A 21,660-nucleotide genomic window follows, 5' to 3' on the forward strand; every position below is an offset into this window, starting at 1 on the left:
GATTATTGTAATTGGCTGTATATATTTGACATTCTGTTATGTAAACGCTTACTTAGGTGTTTATATCCTATAAAATAAAGGTACCAAATCAAAAGAGGTGGCCAAAATGAGCACAAAAAAAGTATATGGTTTTCTATCACAAATATTCGTTTTTTCAGCTATTATGTTAGTTTCTAATATTATCTCAACCCATTTACCAATTCCGATGCCTTCATCAGTAATCGGGTTAGTCGTTTTATTTAGTCTATTATGTTTAAAGGTTATTAAATTGGAGCAAGTTGAATCACTCGGAACAGCTTTAACAGGTATTATCGGATTCCTTTTCGTCCCATCAGGTATTTCAGTTATTAACTCTCTTGGTGTAATGAGCCAATATTTCGTACAAATTCTAACTGTAATCGTTGTCGCAACAATTATTTTACTTGCTGTAACAGGTTTATTTGCACAATTCATTTTAGGTAAAGATGACAAAGAAACAAAAGGTACAAAAGAGTTGAAAGTTGTAAACAAAGGAAGCAAACACGGAAAAGTCGCGTAACTATTTTAGACCATACATGGTTAGGAGGTAATGAACATGACAAGCACAATGACTCCATATTTCGGAATCGTCGTTTCATTAATTGCATACGGAATCGGAACGTTTTTATTCAAACACTCAAAAGGATTCTTCTTATTTACACCATTATTCGTAGCAATGGTATTAGGGATTGTATTTTTAAAGGTAGGTAACTTTACCTTTGAGGAATATAATACGGGCGGAAAGATGATTAGTTTCTTCTTAGAACCAGCAACAATCGCATTTGCAATTCCGTTATATAAACAAGTTGATAAGTTAAAAAAATATTGGTGGCAAATTTTATCGGCTATCGTGGTTGGATCTATTTGTTCAGTGATTGTTGTGTTCATTGTCGCAAAAGCAATTGGTCTAGATACAGCTGTAATGAACTCAATGTTACCGCAGGCAGCAACAACAGCAATTGCATTACCAATCTCTGAAAGTATCGGTGGTATTCCAGCAATTACATCATTTGCAGTTATCTTTAATGCAGTTATCGTATACGCATTAGGAGCTTTATTCTTAAAAACATTTAGAGTTAAACATCCGATTGCTAAAGGTTTAGCTCTTGGAACAGCGGGACATGCGTTAGGGGTTGCTGTAGGGATCGAAATGGGTGAAGTAGAGGCAGCTATGGCAAGTATCGCTGTGACCGTAGTTGGGGTTGTAACAGTAGTTGTCATTCCGATGTTTATGCCGTTCATTGGGTAATATAACTTACTTAAAAAATTATAAAAGCAAGCTATTTGTAGGACGGATTTCTACTGATAGCTTGCTTTTTATGTTACAGTAATGGTAAGACCTATTTTTATAAGAATAAAAGTTTCCTTAAATCTTCATTAATACTACGCATAATGCGTTCTGAAATAGGTCATTGTATTGTAAAATAAGAAGTAACATAATATATTAGCACAATTAATGGGCGGTTAGGATTGAAGATCAATTGCTCGCAATGGCTTTAATATTAAAGGATAATTATAAGTAGAGAATATATAGAGAGAGCTACTTGTTAAAGTTTTACTTTATAGGACAGGAGAGAGTACTCGTCGATTATGCAAATAAAAAACCTGTTTCAAAGCAAAGGATTTCAGAGATTAATCGTATTAGTATTACTTGCTCTCATATTGTATGGGATGCAAAGTATGTTAAATTTAATTTTAATTACGTTTATGTTGACGTATTTAATGGATCGATTCCAAAAGTTTATTTCTCGTAAATTAGATCATTTTATGCCAATTAATCGGAAAATTATTATAGCACTTTTATATGTAATGTTAGTGGCGGGAATTGCCATTACGCTATTTAAATATTTACCGGTATTAACAATACAAATTTCACAATTGATTTATCAATTCAATGTATTTTTAAGAAATCCACCTGATAGTGAATTAATTAAGTATGCAGTTAATGCTGTTAATCATATGGAACTTTCTAAATATGTAGGGCAAGGCGTAGACATTCTGTATAAATCCATTACGAATGTTGGGAAATTTGGCCTTCAAGTTTTACTTTCTGTAATTTTAAGCTTATTTTTCTTACTTGAAAAAGCACGTATCGTTGCTTTTACTTCGAAATTTAAAGAAAGTCGACTTGCAATTTTCTATAACGAAATAGAGTATTTCGGAAAGAAATTTGCACGTTCATTCGGAAAAGTAATCGAAGCACAATTTTTAATTGCAATTGTTAACTGTGTTTTATCGGTTATCGCATTATGGATATTAGGATTCCCACAATTACTAGGTTTAGCGTTAATGATTTTCTTGCTTGGTTTAATTCCAGTAGCAGGTGTTATCATTTCGTTATTCCCACTTTGTATGATTGCTTACAATATCGGCGGTATTATGTATGTCGTTTATATTTTAGTTATCGTAACAGTAATTCATGCGCTTGAAAGTTACGTATTAAATCCGAAGTTTATGTCGCAAAAAACAAATTTACCGATTTTCTATACGTTTATGGTATTAATCTTCTCAGAACACTTTTTAGGTGTATGGGGACTAATTATCGGTATTCCTATCTTCATTTTCTTATTAAATGTCTTAGATGTGACAAGTGATGAAATGGAGAAGGACGTTGAAAAAAATAAAGTGAAGTAAAGAAAAAGCATCGATGTTCGATGCTTTTTCTTTTATAACATTATGTTTCTTATGCCATACTGTAAGGAGAATATAGAATAGGGGTGAAATAATGGCTTTAAATGAAAAGGTAGAGTTAGCTACATTTGCTGGTGGGTGCTTCTGGTGCATGGTTTCGCCGTTTGAAGAGATGGAAGGGATTATACAGGTTGTTTCAGGCTATACAGGTGGACATAAAGAGGATCCAACGTATAAAGAAGTATGCTCGGAAACAACTGGGCATTATGAAGCAGTACAAATTACATTTGATGCAAATAAAATGCCGTATGAAGAGTTGTTAAATATATATTGGAGACAAATTGACCCGACTGATATAGGGGGACAATTCCACGATCGTGGACAGTCTTATGAAACGGTGATTTTTTATCATAATGAGGAACAACATAAAAAGGCAGAAGCTTCAAAAGAAGATCTTGCGACGAGTGGACGCTTTTCAAAGCCAATTGCCACAAAAATATTGCCGGCTGCTACGTTTTATCCAGCTGAAGAATATCATCAAGGATATCATAAGAAAAATACATTCCGTTATGAGCTATACCGCAAAGGATCAGGTCGTGATGCCTTCATTAAAAATCATTGGCCAAAGGACAACGCTCATTTAAAAGAAAGATTAAATGAGATGCAATTTTATGTAACACAGGAAAATGGGACAGAACCGCCATTTCGAAATGAGTATTGGAATCATAAAGAAGAGGGTTTATATGTAGATATCGTTTCGGGTGAACCGTTATTTACTTCTTTCGATAAATTCGATAGTGGATGTGGATGGCCGAGTTTTACGAAACCAGTTATGTCAGCTAGTGTGGAAGAAAAAATGGATGTTAGTCATAATATGACGCGTACTGAAGTGAGAAGTAAGGCAGGGGATTCACATCTTGGGCATGTATTTCCAGATGGCCCAGGACCAAATGGCCTGCGTTATTGTATTAATTCAGCAGCTCTTCGTTTTATTCCAAAAGAAAATTTAGAAAAAGAAGGATATGGTGATTTCCTAATCCTGTTTGGAAATAAAAAATAACCTCGCTAATTGCGAGGTTATTTTTTTACTTTGCTTTTTTCTTTTTAAATTTGCTTAATGCTTCATAAACGATTGGTACGATAAGAAGTGTTAACAATGTTGAACTTGTTAATCCACCGATTACTGTTACACCAAGTCCTTTAGAAATTAAGCCGCTACCTTCAAATCCTAATGCAAGCGGGATAAGAGCCCCAATTGTTGCAATTGCAGTCATTAAGATAGGACGCAGGCGTGTTGCACCAGCTTCTAATAATGCTTCACGTGTTGATAGGCCGTCATTTTCTTTATGAATAACGCGGTCAATAAGCACGATTGCATTCGTTACAACGATACCAATTAGCATAAGAGCCCCAATCATCGCAGATACACTTAACGTTTCGCCAGAGATTAATAAGGCAACGAGTGCACCAATGATTGTGAATGGTAGCGAGAATAAAATTGCGAATGGTGCAAGGGCACCGCCAAATGTAACGACAAGAACGAAGTATACAATGGCAATCGCAGCTAACATCGCTAAGCCAAGTTGTTTGAATGATTCTTGAATATCTTGTGTAACACCGCCCATAGAAACATCTACACCAGAAGGAAGATCCATTTTATCTACTTCTTTTTGAACAGCCGCAGATGCTTTTGAAACATCATCAGATGTTAATTTTGCACTAACTTCCGCATAAACGCGGCCATCTCGGTGCGTTACTGTATTAGAAGTTTCACTTTCTTTTACAGTCATAACGTCTTTAACAGCAACTTCATTACCAAGTGGCGTTGTAATTTTACGATTTGTTAAATCATCGATCGTTTCATAGTTTTGTTTTTCAGTTTCTACATATACATTTATATCTTTACTGTCTTTTTTAATTGTTGTTAGAACAGGGCGATCATGTTGATTCGAAAGTCCCATTCCAATTTGAGCAGCTGTTAAGCCCATTTTACTTAACTTCTCTTGATCAGCGACTAATGTGTATTCTGCATATGTTTTCGCAATACTAGAGTCTACGTCTTTTAAGTCTTTATTTTTCTTCATGATATTTTGAATGTCTTTAACGACAGGCTTGATTTCTTCAGAGCTATCTCCATAAACGTATAGCTTAATTTCGTTACTACCGCCACTTGCTCCAAAATCTTGGTTTTTCCATTCGCCTTTTCCAGACATCTTTTGTAAATCTTTAACGACTTGTTCTTTCTCTTTTTCAAAGTTTTTCGTATCGTTATCATATTGAACGAAGAACATTGCCTGATTTGTTTGACCAGGGCTCATTGGGTTTTCGCCACCTAATGAGAATTGAATTGTTTTGACGTCTTTTTTATCTTGGAAATGTTTTTCAGCTTTCGTTGCAATTTTTTCAACGTCTTCTAACGTTTGACCTGGCTCAGGTTTGTACGTTGCAATAATCATTTTTTCTTCTTCAGATGGTAAGAAGCTGACACCGATAATTGGTACAAGTGCAAGGCTACCTACTAATAGAAGAACAGCGATACTTGATGTAATAATTTTATGGTTTAAAGCCCATTCAAGTATACGTTTATATCCGTTTGCTAATTTGCTTGGTTTTTCTTCATGATGTACTTCTTTTTCTCTCATGCTCTCTTTCTTGAATAAGGAGTGAGCTAGCATTGGTACTATTGTAACAGCTACCAGTAAGGATGCTAATAAAGCAAATACAATAGTTAAAGCAAATGGTAAGAACATTTCACCAATCATACCTTTGACAAGCCCAAGAGGTAAGAATACAGCGATTGTTACAATTGTAGAAGACATAATTGGGATAAACATTTCTTTCGTAGCTTCACGAATTAAATCTTTTCCACGTAATTTTTCTTCTGATAACGACATGCGTCGGTAAATATTTTCAATAACAACAATGGAGTCATCGACGACACGTCCGATAGCGACTGTCATTGCTCCAAGTGTCATAATGTTAAGCGTAATATCCATTTGTTTTATGACTAAAACTGCAATTAATAGAGAAAGTGGTATAGAAACGACAGAGATTAGCGTTGTTCGAATGTTTCGCAGGAACAACATAATAATAACAATCGCAAAGATAGCACCGAAAATAGCTTTGCTAAGCATTGTTTCGACTGATTTTTCAATAGGCGCACCTTGATCGAATGTTGAAATAATCTCTAAGTCTTTATATTTTTTTTCAAGGTCTGTTACTTTATCTTTAACTGCATTTACAACATCAACTGTATTCGCATCAGCAGCCTTCACAATTTGAATTCCAATTGCTTCTTTTCCATTTGTTCGAGAAATAGACTCTGCTTTTCCGACTTCTTTAATATCAGCAATGTCTTCTAATGTAACCGTTGGTATGCCGTTCATAGCGGCTGGATTCATCTGTGGTGCTTGTGTTCCGGCACCAGCATTTTGATTACCTTGACCATTTGGTGATGAAGGGATAGCTGGAATTTTTAATTCTTTTAATGCTTTAATTGTTGTAATGTTACCATCTACAACAACTGATTTTTCCGTATCTTTAAATGTATATAAGCCAAGTGGTAATGATACGTCCGAACCTTTAATCATATTTTTCACAGTATCTTCACTTAAACCTAATTCTTTCATCTTATCTTTTTTGAAGACAAGCTGTACTTCGTCTACTTGTTGACCTGCGATTTGAACAGATGCGACACCATCAAGTCCTTTTAATCCAGGAACAACATTTTTTTCTACATTTTCTGTTAAGGCAGCTAAAGATTCATTTTTACTCGCTACGCTTAATGAAATAACAGGAAAGGCATTAAAGTTTACTCGTGAGACTTTCGGGTCTTTCACACCTTCTGGCAGTTTCACATTTGCAAGCGATTCTTTAATTTCTGTTTCGGCTTTTTCCATGTTTTTATCAAAATCATATTCTACCTGAATAGAAGATGCGTTTTGAAAAGATGAAGAACTAACAACGTTTACACCGCTTAAATTTTGCAGTTGCTCTTCCATTGGTTTTGAAATTTTATCAGCTACTTCTTCTGGTGTAGCACCAGGATAAACCGTAGTTACTGTTACAATAGGCGTTGTAATATCAGGAATTGTTTCTAACTTCATGTTCATCCCGGAATAAATGCCTGCAATGGTAACAATAATGGTTAGTAGCCAAACCGCGAACTTATTTTTTAACGAGAAATTAATGAGTTTGTTCATGTTTGCGCTCCCTTTTTATTGTATTGACCAACTGGTCAGTCTAATACATAATATAACTGACTGATTGGTCAGTCGTCAATGAAAAGAGATGGTATAATAAAGTGAATCTGTAAGGGGAGAAATTTTTAACTAGTCCTTACTGAATCATTAGCTTTTATTAATTGAGCTTCTATATAGATAGTAGGCCTCGAAAAGAATTTTGTCTCGCTAAATTTTTGGGTAGGGGTCTTGCTACTTGCTAATATAAAATTAAATTAAATTTAAATTTACATAAGATGCGAAATTAAGTTTAGGAGAGAAGATATGAAAGAAAAAGAGCGCTTAATTATAGAGATGGCTATGAAGTTATTTGCGACTAAGGGTGTAAATGCAACGTCAGTACAAGAAATTGTCACAGCTTGTGGTATATCAAAAGGGGCTTTTTATTTGTATTTTAAATCGAAAGATGAGCTTTTATTAGCGACACTTCGATATTATTATGACAAAATCCAAAAGAAAATGCTGGATATTGAAAAAGAATCGTTATTACCACGTGAAAAATTTGAAAAACAATTATATTTTCAGTTTACTGATGTGCAAAAACATAAAGAATTTATTATTATGCATGCAAGAGAAAATGCCATTCCATTTAATAAAGAAGTAGAAGAGTTTATGGTGCGGATGAAGTTAGAATCTCATGCATTTTATCGGAATAGCCTACTGTCTATTTATGGTGAAAAAATCAGTCCATACTTATTAGATTTGGTAATTATGGTGGAAGGGATATGCCACGGTTATTTACAATTAATTATTTTAAATGAACCGGAAATAGATTTCTCTCATGTTTCTTCATTTATTTTAAAAAGAGTAGACGATTTAGTAGAAGGGCTTCTAGACTCTTCGGAGGAACCTGTTTTAAATGAAGAAAAGATTGGGGAGTTATTTTGTAGCTCAGAGCTTATTAAAGAACAGGTGAAAGAGCATTTTTTAAATGAAATTATTATATTAAAACGAACATTAGCAGATCAACTAGAAAATGATGAGGTTTTAGTCACTTTAGATGTTTTAGAATCCGAAATGAGAGTTCAAAATCCAAGGATTCCAGTTATTCGAGGGATGTTAGCGAATTTAGAAACGTATAATGATTTGAATGATTTTAGATTGAGGTTAGCCCGATATTACTATATAAATTGAGAATATAATCAGTGGGATTGAAATCCCACTGATTATATTTGAAAATAAGTTTTTATTTTACATTTTGAAATTTATACATATCACCATAAACGTTGGTGTCGTTGTATATAAACAATACAATATCTGCATTTTGTTCTTCTATTTGCTGTTTCACACTTTTTCCTTGAGTGTAACGAGAATCAATAAAAGTTGTTTTAGCAAAATTACGTGCAAATAAAGGATATGTAGCATCAGCATACGAATCTTTTAAGATAACAATGTGTAAATCGTTGTCTGCCTTTTCATTAATGATGTTTATTTCAGGGAAATCCGTTTGATAAATATTAGCATATCCAGGAGCAGGACTATCTTTTTCTTTTCCGTAAAACTGAGCCATAGATTCCTTAGCAGTATCATCTTTAATAGCACCATAGTAAACTGCGTAGTCGTCCCAAGATTCGCCCGAATTATAATGGACATACGGAATTTGTACAGATGAAGTATCAATTAAGCGGTACAATTGATTATTCCAGCTACCAACAAACTTTCCTTTCGGTTTTTCCCAGTTAATGGTGTAGTCATCTTTCTTTATTGGTTGCCCTTTATATTTGTTTGAATGAGAATTAATAAAATTCATCGTATCCTCATATGCATAAAAGGCACCTTCCATATCCCAATGATGGTCTGTAGTTAAATACATTCGTTCTAGTTCTTTGTTAGTAAAACTTTCTTTAAACATTGGTAATACATCAATAATGGGGAATTTAGTTTCTGCCAATTTCTCAGCAAGGTGATCCCTAAGTATTCGTTCTTACCCAAGATTTAGGTAAGAGGGAAGCTTATATTGTAACGCTGTTTGCTTACTAGGAACTAAAGAAAAATAGAATTCTGTTTGAGGAAAATCTTTTTTCAAAGTATTTAATTCATGAACCCCAGCATCAACATCGTTTAAATGATTTTCCATATTAGGCCTATTAAAAATAAATTGATCGTTTGTAACATGAATGTTGTTTACGAATGTTTGATTCATAGACAGTTGGAACTTTATATAACTTTCAAGAAAGAAATCTCTAGGTCCAATATAATCTGTAAAATGTATTTCGATACCTTTAAATAATTCTCCAGTTTTTATAGTGGAAGCACTTACAGCAGGTTTAATTGCTAAGTTTCTGTTCTCAAATTCAGAAAATGTCTTTTTATCTATAAGGATAACTTTTGCTGTCCAAATACCCACTCCAAAAATAACTGTAAGAAACCCCATTATTAAAGTGAGGTTTTGAAATTTCTTCATAGTGAACCTTCTTTAAAAACGGAAATAAATAAATGGATTATAAGTTGCATTTGTTAGGAATACTAAAACAATGACTAAAATACTTAAATAATAAATTGGCGATAAAACAGCGAATCTTTTTGTTGATAACACTTTTTGTAACCATGGAAATACGGGCGCTGCAGTAATAATAGCTAATAGGAAAATGCCCCAATAATTCATTATATAGAAATAACTATTAATGTCTGTTAACGGACCGTTAAATCCGAACATGGATTTTAAAAATTCAAGGCAATAACTGAAATTATCTGCGCGGAAAAATACCCATCCAATAATAACTAAAAACATAACGTAAATATGTTGGAGAGGACTCCATAATTTTTGAAGTAGGTTTTCAAGTCCTGCTTTTTCAAGTGCAATTAGAATTCCATAATAAATACCCCAAATCATAAAGGTCCAACTGGCACCATGCCAAAACCCGGTTAATCCCCATACAATGAAGAGGTTACGATAAATTTTCCAAGTTGTAACGCGATTTCCTCCAAGAGGAATATAGACATAATCACGGAACCAAGAACCGAGCGAAATATGCCAACGACGCCAAAATTCAGAAATGGATTTTGAGATATATGGATAATTAAAGTTTTCTAGAAAATCAAATCCAAACATCTTTCCTAATCCAATTGCCATGTCACTGTATCCAGAAAAATCAAAGTAAATTTGTAGCGTATAGGCAATGGCTCCCATCCATGCTAATGATACACTCATATCAGAAGGATTCATTGCGAAAATCTCATCGGCTATAGCACCTAATTGGTTAGCAATTAAAACTTTTTTCCCAAAACCAATAATAAAACGGCGAACTCCTTCAGAGAATTTTTCGGCATCAACAGTTCGCTGGTGTAATTGGTGAGAAATTGTATTATAACGAACAATTGGTCCTGCTACTAATTGTGGAAATACAGTAAAGTATAAAGCCAAATCAAAGATATTTCGTTGAGCATCGACTTTTTTCTTATAAATGTCGATAATATAACTCATCGCATGGAACGTGAAAAATGAAATACCAATTGGTAAAGGTATTTTTTCAAGAATAATATTGGTATGGAAGATAGAATTGATATTATCCACTAAAAAGTTTGCGTATTTAAAATATCCTAAAATAGCTGTGTTCATTATAATTGCAAACGTTAATAATAGTTTTCTTTGCCCATTTGTGAAGCGACTATTCCCTAACAAGATACCAAACCAATAGTTAACAAAGATAGAGAACAGCATTAGGAAAACATAGATGGGTTCGCCCCAGGCATAAAATACTAAACTAAAAAATAATAAAACTATATTTTGTAGTTCTTTGCGTACAGCATAATAAATTAAGAGTACAGCGGGTAAAAATAAACATAAAAAGACAAGGTTACTAAATACCATTTCAATTAATTCCTTTCCTATTTTATCTAAATAATATCAAAATTATCTTCGAAATATAAGATTATAAAATTTAGGATATCATCTGCATTTTTAATGTCTTTATATTGTGAGAAGTTCTCTTAAGTGGTGAGAGAGAAAAAATCTTTGTTTATAAAAAAAGGCCGTCCCTAATTATCTTTTAGGAACGGCTCTTTTTTACTGACATGAAATAATTTAGTTGTTTTTTTCTGCCCATTCTTCTACATTCCAAACTTTTGTTATCCAGTCTTCATAGAAGTCGGGTTCGTGACATACAAGAAGAATTGTCCCTTTATATGCTTTCATAGCTTTTTTAAGTTCTTCTTTTGCTGTAACATCAAGGTGGTTTGTTGGCTCATCGAATAGTAGCCAGTTGCTTTCTTCACCCATTAGTTTACATAAGCGAACTTTTGCTTGTTCCCCACCACTTAATTGATTTAATGGGCGAGAGATATGTTCATTTTTTAGTCCACATTTCGCTAACATTGCACGAATTTGATGTTGGTCCATGCTAGGGAATGTATTCCACACATCATCAATTGGTGTTATATTATCAGCTTTAACTTCTTGCTCGAAGTATGCAGGCTCTAAGAAGTCACCAAGACTCGTTTTACCGCTTAAAGGTTTATTTTTTCCTAAAATCGTTTTTAGTAATGTTGATTTACCAACACCATTACATCCAACGATAGCAATTTTTTCACCGCGTTCAATTGTCATTGTTAGTTTTGGTAGTAATGGGTGTGTATATCCGATTTCTACATTTTCACCTTCAAAGACGAAACGGCTACTTGCACGACATTCTTTAAATGAAAATTCTGGCTTAATTGCCGTTTCAGGACGATCAATAAGCTCCATGCGATCAAGCTGTTTTTGACGACTCTTTGCACGGCCTGTAGTTGAATAACGAGCTTTGTTCTTTGCAATGAAGTCCTCTTGCTTTTTAATAAACTCGCGCTGCTTTTCATAAGCGTTTATATGTTGATTTTTATTGATTTCTGCTAGTTCTAAGAATTTTTCGTATGTCGCTGTATAGCGCGTCATTTTCGTGAATTCTAGATGGAAAATAACATCAACACATTTATTCATAAATTCCGTATCATGGGAAATTAATAAGAATGCATGCGGGTATTCTTTTAAATAATTCGATAGCCAATTAATGTGTTCCACATCTAAATAGTTGGTAGGCTCATCGAGTAATAACACTTCTGGTTGTTCAAGTAATAGTTTAGCAAGTAATACTTTTGTACGTTGCCCACCACTTAGTGCTGAAACATCACGATCTAAACCGATTGCATCAATTCCAAGACCTCGTGCTGCTTCTTCGATTTTCATATCTAGTAAATAGAAACCGCCTGCTTCGAGAGCATCTTGGATCTCTGCCATCTGCTCAAGAAGGTCCTCTAATTCCTCCGGTGTAGCGGTTCCCATTTTTTCTGTAACTTCATTTAACGCGTTTTCTTTTTCAAATAAAGGTAAAAATGCATCTGCTAATACATCACGGATTGTACGACCAGGTGTTAAAATTGTATGCTGGTCTAAGTAACCGTAATGTGTACCTGGTGTCCACTCTACGCGACCTTGGTCGTGAATAAGTTGACCAGTAATAATATTCATAAATGTTGATTTACCAACACCATTTGCACCGACTAATCCAACGTGCTCACCTGCTAGTAATCGCATAGATACATCTTTAAATAATGTACGATCACCAAATGTATGTCCTAGTTTTTCGACTGTTAATAAGCTCATAGTATCCTCCGTCCAACTTGAAATAGTACCTTGAATCATGATACTAAATTCTTTCGTATAATGCTATCATTTCAAAATGTATATTTTTTCAAGAATTATATTGCATTAATTTTTTGAAAATGTATAATGTAATTGAACAGTGGTTAATTAAAGGTGTGAGGTATGGAATATGTCACCAAGGAAAGCAGTTAAGCAAGAACTAACAAGAGAAATGATTATGAATGTAGCAAGGGATTTATTTATAGCACAAGGATATCAACATACTTCAATGCGCAAAATTGCAACGGAACTTGGATATAGTCATGGTTCGATCTATTATCATTTTAAAAATAAAGCAGAGCTATTTTACGCAATGGCGGAACAAGATTTTCAGTTATTAAATAAAAAATTAGATGAAATATGTAATCAAAAATTATCGAGAGAAGAACAATTAAGAGCAGTTTTATTCGGTTTTATTGAATTCGGCCTACGAAATCAGAGTCACTACGAAATCATGTTTTTAATTAAAGATGATGAGTTAAAAGAGTGCTTGGCGGATAGTCCGAATGTTAGTTATGAAAAATTTGCGAGCGTCATCTCTTCTTTATGCGATGCAAAAATAAATGCGATGTTAATATGGTCTGTCTTTTTATCATTACATGGGTTTGTAGCACATTATTGCAGGAGTGGTCAAACGTTTGAAGAACTACAAGGTTTAGCTAAGGTGCATGTAGAGTTTATTTCAAAATCGCTTCTTATGTAAGTGATTTTCTTTTTACTATTAATTGAACGGTGGTTAATTAATTTAAGGGGGAATTGTAATGAAAAAAGCTTTAGTACTAGGGGCATCTGGTTCAATGGGATATGCCATCGTAAAAGAGTTATGTAACCGAGGAATTCACGTAGTCGCTTTTGCAAGGAATAAAGAGAAGTTAGATTTATTATTTTCTGATGAGGAAAATGTGGAAGTCGTAGCGGGAGATGTATTTATACAAGAGGATATAATGAGTGCTGCTAAAGATGTTGATGTTATATTTCACGCTGTAAATATTCCGTATTCGGAGTGGGAGAAGCAGCAAGCAAAGTTATTAACAAATATATTAGAGGTAACGAAATATTATGGTATCAAGTTAGGGATAGTCGATAATATTTATGCGTATGGAAAGCAGGGACGAGGGCTCGTAAAAGAAGATGCTGAAAAGAGACCACATACAAAAAAGGGGAAAATTCGTTTGCAGCTTGAAGAGATGGCAAAAGAAGCCAATGTACAAATGTTTATTGCTCATTTCCCAGACTTTTACGGTCCCAAGGCAGAAAGTACACTTGTCCATCATACATTAAAGGGGGTACTTGGAAATAAAATGTCTAGCTTTGTAGGAGATCAAAGGATTGCGCGCGAATATATTTTCACACCAGATGGTGCAAAAGCGATGGTTGAATTGGCATTACACGATAAAGCGTATGGTCAAAATTGGAATATACCGGGATGTGGAGTAATTACAGGAGAAGAGATGATTCAACATATGAAAGAATTAGCGGGATATAAAAAATCGATAATAACGGTAAATAAGTGGGTCGTTAGGCTACTAGGATTATTTGATAAACAAATGAAAGAATTTGTGGAGATGTTATATTTAGTAGAAAAACCAGTTATATTAAGTGGTGAAAAATATGAAGAGTATATAGGAGAAATACCTAAAACACCTTATTATGAGGGGATAAGAGAAACTATTGAGTATATGGGTAAAATGAAACTTTAACTAATTGGAATGCCTGCAAATAGTGGAGAATAATATTAAAAAAAGTTACTTCTGTAAATAGAAGTAACTTTTTTACTAAGCTTTTTGTTTTACTTTACTAACTTTTTTTTCTGCTACAATGAAATGTGGTCTACGCTTTGTTTCATAATAAATACGGCCGATGTATTCACCGATAACTCCTAGAAAAATGAGTTGAATACCACCGATGAATAATATGGCAGAAATTAATGTAAAGTATCCTGGTACATCGACGCCGCTAACGGTAATTTGAATAAATGTAGTGATTACATATAAAACAGCTAAAAGTGTTGTTAATAATCCAAGGTATATAGATAATCGCAATGGTTTATTGTTAAACGAAATTACACCATCTATCCCGTAATTTAATAACTTAGAGAAAGTCCATTTACTTTCTCCGTCAGAACGTAATACATTTTCGTATTCAATAACTTGTTCTTTGAAACCAATCCAAGAAAATAACCCTTTTGAAAAACGATTGTATTCAGTTAGAGATAGTAATGAATCGACTGCACTTCTACTTAAAAGTCTAAAATCACCGATGCCATCTACTAGCTCAATATCAACGAATTTATTCATGACTTTATAATATAAGCGAGAAACGAAAGAACGTACTGGTGAATCACCCGTCCTAGTTCGCTTTGCAATTACTTGATCATAGCCGTTATTATAGCCGTCTAACATATCTTTTATTAGTTCGGGTGGATGTTGTAGATCAGCATCCATAATAACCACAGCGTCGCCTGTAGCGTACTTTAGACCGGCAAGCATAGCAGCTTCTTTTCCAAAATTCCTACTAAATGATATATAATGCACACTTGAGTCTGAATCGGCTAGGTCACGTAGAATTTCTAGTGTATTATCTTTACTTCCATCATTGACGAAAACAAATTCATAATCAGTAGTTAGTTTATGAATTTCAAGAGAAGTCTCTGAATAGAAAGCTCTGAGTACCTTCTCCTCATTATAACAAGGTACTACTATTGAAAGGGTCATGTTAGGACCTCCTTAGGTGTAATTTTAAACTGGGCATGAAGTAAAAGTTCAAGCAATTATCTTCAACTTTTACTTCACTTTATTTTAATAACTTTTTTTAAAACGACTTTTAAATTTTTTATATCGATCCTTATCTCCAAGAACTAGAAGCGAGATACAAATGATAAATGAAATGATAGAAATAACGAGACCCATTTTGAAATAAGGTGTGACGTATTTCATTTCAACTACATGCTGCCCTTTTGAAATAGGAACACCAATAAAGGAAGAATTAGCCTTCGTAAACTCAGTTTCTTTACCGTCAACCTGTATTGACCATCCTTTACTATACGGTACAGATAAATATAGTAATCCATCTTTAGTAGAATTAATATTACCTTTTAAGTAGTTACCTTTATAGTAAATATTTTGTAGGCTATTTTCTTTTAAAGTATTCACTTTTTTCGGGACAGTCTGATAGTTGGTACTGTTGACTTGTAAGTCTTTCAACTCGTATTGACCAGGAGTAGGGATAGAAATGATTAGCTCAGTTGGCTTCGCATCTTTACCTAAATTGTAAACAAATCTTTCTAACGGGTAAGCATAAGCTCCATCTTCATTACCTTTTATCATAGATTTGTCATTCACAGTAACCCCAAATGATTCCTTATTTATATTTCTAATTTTAATTTCAACAAGGAGATCACCTAACATATCGGTATTATCAACAGGTACTATTATACGCCCATTTTCATGAACAGTGAGTATATCTTTCTCTTTATCTATATTTTCCCACTTAATTTTATTTGAATTAATCTTAATTTGTTTTGAATCTAGCTGTTTTGTATTAAATTGTTTTAACGGAAGACTTCCAACATTATCTACAACTACAGCATCTAATAAAAGTTGATCTCTCTCGGCGAAATTAAGTTTTGAAAATTCTTCATCACTTATTCCAGCTTCGTATACATAGCCTAATGGTAGTGCAAATTCGTTTTTGTAAATGTTGTAAGGGCCTACTTGTTGTAAATATTTATAACCATACGGAATATCAGTTTTATTAGCACCTTCACTTAATACATAATATTTTACCCCTAGCATGTTCTCAAGGAATAGTCGTTTATCTAACTGGAAGAACATAGATGGACTATCATATCCCTGGAAAACATTGTACTTATTTTTCATAAAGTCATGAACATCACGATTGACTAAGCTTTGATAAGTACTTGTACCATGATAACCTTGCAGCATCGGTGTATTCTTATAATTATTGTTTGGATTGATAATTCGATAAAAATCTTTATCTTGATTTTGTATATAACGAATTGCGTCAATTTCATCCTTATTATCGAGACCTGGACCATGTAATGATTCTTTTGTTGCGCCTGCTTGATTAAAGTGTTTACTAAGAGCTGTATCTGAATAGATGTAATTAATACATATTACATTGACCAGTACATTTAATATAATGAAAGATTGTAAGACTGCTTTTGATAAATAGCGCCATAGTAATATTGTAATAATAGATAAAACAGTAGTACCAATTAAAATTTTATCAATCGTTTCTAGTGGTTGTTCGTTTATATTTACTTTTCTATAGAATGCGTAAATAAATAGTGCTGTTGCTAGCAAAGGACCTATTAAAGAGTTGACCTTCTTTTTGTTAAGTAGCATCCAATCTAAAATGTAGGCGGCGGTTTGCGCAACTACAAATACAAATAAGTAAAACCATCTGTATTGCATAGCAGAAAAGCCATTAAATACGGAATACGTATATGGAAGCATATATAGAACTAACATAAACCCAGTAAAGAGTAACTTATTTGTGACAAGTTTATTGCGTATTAGAAGCGCACTAGTAACAAGGAAGAGAATGAAAACTGGGAATGCGAGCTGATAATCCTCTGTATTATTAATGAAAAAGATACTTTCCATTAAGTTTTTATAAAACGTATCTTCAAAAAATAATGGAATAGTAAATTTTGTAGCTAGTCGATCTGAACTAAATACACCATTTACAGATGGTATAAAGCAAACAGCGGCTAAACCTAGTGATAAAGAATATAGGAAAGCAATTCTAATATAATAAGTTATAAATGTTTTAATTGTTTTGTTCTGCTGTGTAGCGAAATATTGGAAAAAGGCATAAATATAGATGAAAATACTAGTAATGAAGGCGAAATAGAAATTTGATGCAAGCATAAGTGCTGTTGCAAACAGGAATAATCCCTTTTTTCGCTCTAAAATATATTTATCTAATCCCCATATTACTAAAGGTAAAAACACTATAGCATCTGCCATGAAATCCCATAATAAAGAATGGCGAATAAAAGTCACACATCCTCCATATATAATGGCAGAAATGAAAGAGGAAAAAACAGTTTTATTATGATAACGTAAAGAACCATACATGAATAACATCGCTAATGTACTTTTTAAAATACTCATATATAGCTTCATCTCAAATATTTGGTCAAAATTTAGTTTAGGAAGTAGAAGCGTAAGCCAGAAAAATGGTGCTGTACTATAGTAATAACTAAATTCTCCGAATAAATCTCCACCTAAGCCATAATCCCAAGACCAAAATAAATTCCCATCTTTAAACGCATGTTGTAAAAGGAATGTAAAAAAGCTGAATTGTGATAATGCATCTCCCGTACTAGAAAATACACTGTCTGATTTTAAGAAAAAGTAATGAAAAGCAAATGCACATATTATTAATAATGGAATGATAATAAGTGTGCTTTTAGTAAAAAAGGTTCTTTTATTTACTTCTGAAGTCATTAAATGAATAAGCCTCCTCAATACAATTATTAAGATTTAAGCCACATTCTCCATATTTAGATATTGTTTTATAATGAAGAAAAACTATGGATGAATCGACGATTTTTAATGGTAGTAATAAAGTGTTCAGTTGTATAATTTATGGTGAAATTAGGGTGTAACGAGTTAATGTTTTTATAGAAGATTAACTGCGAATTGCTTTAATACTAGGTGTTGTACATCTAGGGCTGTTCGTTTCCAAGTATAATCATTCCAGAAAGGCAAGTCAATTTAAGATATAGATTGAAAACAGGGCTCATTCTAAGTGAAGAAGATAAAATAAAAACTTCAAATTTAATTTGAAGTTTTTATTTTTATTTATTTTCTAGCTAGCTTTTTATTTATAAATCCTAAAATTAACCCGCGTATTTGAGGGTCAATGGCAAGACCGATAATACCGTACAATATACCAGTAAATGTTAAAGCTAGTAGTGGCGGTAAGTTAATTAATACCGTGCGGTATATTGCGTAACTGATTATAAATGCTAGTGCATTGAATATTATTCCTTTGAATAGTAATGAAAAACCTTTACGAACGAATAAAGTAAATCCGATTAATAATGTAATCTCGGTAATAATCGCAGCTGCCGCAGCTCCCATCATTCCAAATTGGCTACCTAATGCGATGTAACTTACGATAGCGACAGCTAGTCCAATTCCCATCGTTGTCGCGCGCTTCCACTGTTGACCAATTGTCGTTAAATTATCAGCAAGTGGGTAGTTGATAGATTGTAAAATGACCATAAAGGCTAAAATTGCAAGAGCGTCACCAGCTGGTGCATACTCTTCGCCTAATAAAGTAACAATCCAAAAGCTTGGATCAGCGATAAATGGGATAGAAATTCCCATTCCTAAGAAAGACATAAGCTTTAATTCAAACAGAGATAGTTTTCTATGTTCATCAATATTCTTCTCATTTCCAAAAGCAAATAACTTTGGATAAAAGGCTGCTGCAATTACACCGGGTATTTGATAAAGTACAGCGGGTATTTTCGATGCAGCTCCAAAGAATCCAACTTGCTCATATGTCGAAACTTTTTCTAATATAATGGGGCCTAACTGCGGTAAAAGCATAATGATGATCCCATTTATTGTGAAAATAAGCAGTTGATCTAAAATACCTTTGTCCCAGCCTTTATGAACTGTTGTATGGCGAATTACCATTATAAAGGCGATGACTCCTGTTACAAGACTAGATATCCCGTACATGGCAGCGACCATCATAAGTGACCATTTAAATGACATTCCTAGTAGAAGAGCAGCTGCGGCTGTGACACCTTGTATTACAGAAATGATCGCTGTAAATTGCATACGTTCTGTTACTTGGAAGTAAGCCATTCCAACACCTTGTAAAGTTGCTCCAAACATTGTCGGTAGTACAACCCAATATACCATTGCACGTAAGTAAGCATCAGTATAGAAGAACTGAGCGAAAATAGCGAAGAGCACAGAAATTACGATGGCTAATACTAAACGAATGCGTAAATAACTGCTGATTAGTACACTAATGTTAGCATCACTTCTCGTTCCTTCACGCATAAATGTATGCGTCAAACCTGCATCTGTAAAATAACAAATAACAGCGGAAACTGCTAATGCAGTTGTAAACATACCATACTCACCTGGTGAAACGTACCTTGCAAAGAAAATTGTTGCGATAGCAAGCACAAATCGAACAGTAATATTTCCTACAAAGAGGTAGGAAGCGTTTTTAAGGATTTTATTTGTTTTCATGGAAAAAGACCTTTCTATTCTTCAGGACGTACTTTGTCCTATTTGTAAATTTGATTTGTTTACGGAAAGAATGTTTAGAAGCTTATTTTTATTTAAGAAAACATAAATTTGATTCGTACAAACCAAAGCATTGCGTATAACTTCTTGCTTCGTTTTCCATTTTTTGAATAAATTTTGCGACAATATTTCTTTATATCGCTTTTGATTAGTTGAACTTGTGATTTATCTAATTTAGAGTTGCCCTTAATGTATATACAAGCGTTATTAATAACCGTATATGGGAATAGGTAAGTTTCAAGGATTTCAATAAGTTCGGTAGAATCATTCACGATTAAGTCTTTTGACTTATTATGAACCCAATCTTTCATTCGATTAAATATTTCTAATTCTTTTTCTGTTTTTAACTCATAATCTTTATACTTTGAAGAAAGATTTCCTTCTGATAAAATTCGGTAATATGTCAAATATTCATCCACATAGCATACGTTTGTTACACTCATTAATTTAAATAGAAATTCTAAATCTTCTCCCCAGCTACATCCTGGTGTGAAACGAATGTTATGATCCATCACGACAGATCTTTTAAAAATCCAAGTACTCGTTTGCGCAACAACTTGATGCGTTAAGAAAGCTTTTGTCATATCACCTTTAATAAAGTTTGTCGTGTGTTCAACTTTTTCACCAGTCTCTTCATAAAAGTTCATATAGCCGCAATAGCAAGCATTCATGTTGTTTTTATGCATGCTTTTAACCTGTTTTTCGATTTTTGTTGGATGCCATAAATCATCACTATCAAGAAAAGCAACATATTCTCCGCTAGCATTTTCAATTCCTGTATTACGAGCAACAGAAACGCCTTGATTTTCTTGAGGAACGTATTTTATTTGTCCTGGATATTTTTGCTCAAGATTTTTTACGATAGAAGATGATTGATCTTTACTCCCATCATCTACAATTACAATTTCAATATGTTTATATGTTTGATTTAGTATCGATTCCATCGTTTCTTCAATATATTTTTCCGCATTATACAGCGGGATAACAACTGAAACGATTTGTTTTTGTTCCATCATATAATTTTTATCTCCTCAAATTTTTTATGTTTCACACTATATATAGGCCTTTTCAAAGGAAGAAGATTACAAGAACATCTGTATAAGTTTACCGCATATAAACTTTGTAAATCAACTCTATGTATTTTATATGAAAAGCGTGTAAACAAATGCTTCATATAAAAAACCTTCCTTTTTGATTAGAAAAAAGGAAGGTAAATCAGTTATTAAATACTCCAAGGTTTATTCAAAGTTAACACTTCAGCCATTTCTTTACTTTTCAAACGTCCTTTTTTCCTATTTTCTGCACGCTCTGAACCAGTTGTATGTAGCCAATGCTCTTCCTCTGTTTCAGGAATTACTTGTGGTACAGATGAAGGTTTTCCGTCTTTTAATGCGACAAATGTAATGAAACATGTTGCGGCCATCCTACGCTCACCTGCTAGTAGATCCTCTGCAATTACTTTTACGAAAACTTCCATTGAAGATTTTCCTGTATAACATACGAATGCTTCATAACAAACAGAATCTGCTTGGTGAATGGGAGTTAAAAAATCAACGGAATCGATAGATGCTGTTACGCAATGTTTGCGGCTATGTCTTGCAGCTGCAATTGAGGCGATACTATCAATTTCGGCTAATAATTTCCCTCCGAAAAGTGTTTGGTGATTATTTAAATCGTTAGGAAAAACACGTGTTGTTTTAATTGCTTTTGATTCTCGCATGAATTTCTTTTCCATATATTCATCCCCTATTTTCTGTTTTCAATCAGAGTGACATGTGTAAGTGGAGTACTCATATTAGATATTTAATGAAGTAAAGTGTTCCAAAAGAGGATTATCCCGCTATTT

The 21,660-nt window shown here is 33.5% G+C and carries 17 protein-coding genes and 1 pseudogene; 8 read left to right on the forward strand and 10 right to left on the reverse strand.

All coding sequences use genetic code 11. The features are described 5' to 3' along the window. Nucleotides 1-106: 106 nt before the first annotated feature. From lrgA to msrB, 5 genes and pseudogenes are all read left to right on the forward strand, one after another. Entirely contained in the window at nt 107-538 is a 432-nt protein-coding gene (gene lrgA / locus QCI75_RS00295; protein WP_144505328.1) for an antiholin-like murein hydrolase modulator LrgA, read from the forward strand. A gap of 36 nt (nt 539-574) precedes the next feature. Beyond that, the gene (gene lrgB / locus QCI75_RS00300) at nt 575-1,267 is read left to right on the forward strand and encodes an antiholin-like protein LrgB (RefSeq protein ID WP_144505329.1); all 693 of its coding nucleotides are present in this window, start codon (nt 575-577) and stop codon (nt 1,265-1,267) included. Nucleotides 1,268-1,608: 341 nt separating this feature from the next. Then, nucleotides 1,609-2,652, forward strand: coding sequence for an AI-2E family transporter (locus tag QCI75_RS00305; protein WP_353759804.1), 1,044 nt, complete (start codon nt 1,609-1,611; stop codon nt 2,650-2,652). Between the two features lie 91 nt (nt 2,653-2,743). Continuing rightward, nucleotides 2,744-3,211 (forward strand): annotated as a pseudogene (msrA, locus tag QCI75_RS00310) (peptide-methionine (S)-S-oxide reductase MsrA); the annotation flags it as partial. A gap of 45 nt (nt 3,212-3,256) precedes the next feature. After that, on the forward strand, nt 3,257-3,709 hold the full coding sequence (gene msrB, locus QCI75_RS00315) for a peptide-methionine (R)-S-oxide reductase MsrB (RefSeq protein ID WP_272950247.1): 453 nt from the start codon (nt 3,257-3,259) through the stop codon (nt 3,707-3,709). Nucleotides 3,710-3,734: 25 nt separating this feature from the next. Here msrB and QCI75_RS00320 read toward each other — a convergent pair whose 3' ends face one another. After that, nucleotides 3,735-6,851, reverse strand: a complete 3,117-nt coding sequence (locus QCI75_RS00320) for an efflux RND transporter permease subunit (protein WP_144505331.1) — start codon at nt 6,849-6,851, stop codon at nt 3,735-3,737. 303 nt (nt 6,852-7,154) lie between these two features. Here QCI75_RS00320 and QCI75_RS00325 point away from each other — a divergent pair, with 303 nt between their 5' ends. Next, complete coding sequence (locus QCI75_RS00325) at nt 7,155-8,024, forward strand: TetR/AcrR family transcriptional regulator (RefSeq protein ID WP_002144617.1); 870 nt, start codon at nt 7,155-7,157, stop codon at nt 8,022-8,024. Nucleotides 8,025-8,076: 52 nt separating this feature from the next. Here the strand turns inward: QCI75_RS00325 and QCI75_RS00330 are convergent, their stop codons facing one another. The 4 genes from QCI75_RS00330 to QCI75_RS00345 form a co-directional block, all read right to left on the reverse strand. Then, nucleotides 8,077-8,808: an alginate O-acetyltransferase AlgX-related protein gene (locus tag QCI75_RS00330; protein ID WP_353761468.1), complete on the reverse strand. Its 732-nt coding sequence runs from the start codon at nt 8,806-8,808 to the stop codon at nt 8,077-8,079. A 6-nt stretch (nt 8,809-8,814) separates the two neighbouring features. After that, nucleotides 8,815-9,294: a hypothetical protein gene (locus QCI75_RS00335; RefSeq protein WP_235676324.1), complete on the reverse strand. Its 480-nt coding sequence runs from the start codon at nt 9,292-9,294 to the stop codon at nt 8,815-8,817. Nucleotides 9,295-9,306: 12 nt separating this feature from the next. Further along, nucleotides 9,307-10,701 carry an MBOAT family O-acyltransferase gene (locus QCI75_RS00340; protein ID WP_353759805.1) on the reverse strand — a complete coding sequence of 465 codons (1,395 nt, stop codon included), beginning with the start codon at nt 10,699-10,701 and terminating at the stop codon, nt 9,307-9,309. Nucleotides 10,702-10,914: 213 nt separating this feature from the next. Further along, nucleotides 10,915-12,507 carry an ABC-F family ATP-binding cassette domain-containing protein gene (locus tag QCI75_RS00345; protein WP_144505333.1) on the reverse strand — a complete coding sequence of 531 codons (1,593 nt, stop codon included), beginning with the start codon at nt 12,505-12,507 and terminating at the stop codon, nt 10,915-10,917. A gap of 130 nt (nt 12,508-12,637) precedes the next feature. Here QCI75_RS00345 and QCI75_RS00350 point away from each other — a divergent pair, with 130 nt between their 5' ends. Together QCI75_RS00350 and QCI75_RS00355 are read left to right on the forward strand one after the other, a co-directional pair. After that, a complete protein-coding gene (locus tag QCI75_RS00350; protein ID WP_144505334.1) occupies nt 12,638-13,210 on the forward strand; it encodes a TetR/AcrR family transcriptional regulator in 573 nt (190 codons plus the stop codon). Between the two features lie 58 nt (nt 13,211-13,268). Then, a complete protein-coding gene (locus QCI75_RS00355; RefSeq protein WP_144505335.1) occupies nt 13,269-14,207 on the forward strand; it encodes an SDR family NAD(P)-dependent oxidoreductase in 939 nt (312 codons plus the stop codon). Nucleotides 14,208-14,282: 75 nt separating this feature from the next. On the opposite strand, the gene QCI75_RS00360 is transcribed toward QCI75_RS00355, so the two are convergent. The 5 genes from QCI75_RS00360 to QCI75_RS00380 all read right to left on the reverse strand — a co-directional run bounded on the left by QCI75_RS00360 (nt 14,283) and on the right by QCI75_RS00380 (nt 21,549). Beyond that, entirely contained in the window at nt 14,283-15,221 is a 939-nt protein-coding gene (locus QCI75_RS00360) for a glycosyltransferase family 2 protein (protein ID WP_144505336.1), read from the reverse strand. 84 nt (nt 15,222-15,305) lie between these two features. Next, nucleotides 15,306-17,984: a YfhO family protein gene (locus QCI75_RS00365; RefSeq protein WP_353759806.1), complete on the reverse strand. Its 2,679-nt coding sequence runs from the start codon at nt 17,982-17,984 to the stop codon at nt 15,306-15,308. Between the two features lie 357 nt (nt 17,985-18,341). Beyond that, on the reverse strand, nt 18,342-19,757 hold the full coding sequence (locus tag QCI75_RS00370; RefSeq protein ID WP_144505338.1) for an oligosaccharide flippase family protein: 1,416 nt from the start codon (nt 19,755-19,757) through the stop codon (nt 18,342-18,344). A gap of 92 nt (nt 19,758-19,849) precedes the next feature. Further along, nucleotides 19,850-20,830 carry a glycosyltransferase family 2 protein gene (locus QCI75_RS00375; RefSeq protein ID WP_144505339.1) on the reverse strand — a complete coding sequence of 327 codons (981 nt, stop codon included), beginning with the start codon at nt 20,828-20,830 and terminating at the stop codon, nt 19,850-19,852. Nucleotides 20,831-21,036: 206 nt separating this feature from the next. Then, nucleotides 21,037-21,549 (reverse strand): acyl-CoA thioesterase, encoded by a 513-nt coding sequence (locus QCI75_RS00380; RefSeq protein WP_071743997.1) that lies wholly within the window; start codon nt 21,547-21,549, stop codon nt 21,037-21,039. Nucleotides 21,550-21,660 lie beyond the last annotated feature (111 nt).

Source organism: Bacillus cereus group sp. RP43, from assembly GCF_040459645.1.
GTDB lineage: Bacteria > Bacillota > Bacilli > Bacillales > Bacillaceae_G > Bacillus_A > Bacillus_A mycoides_C.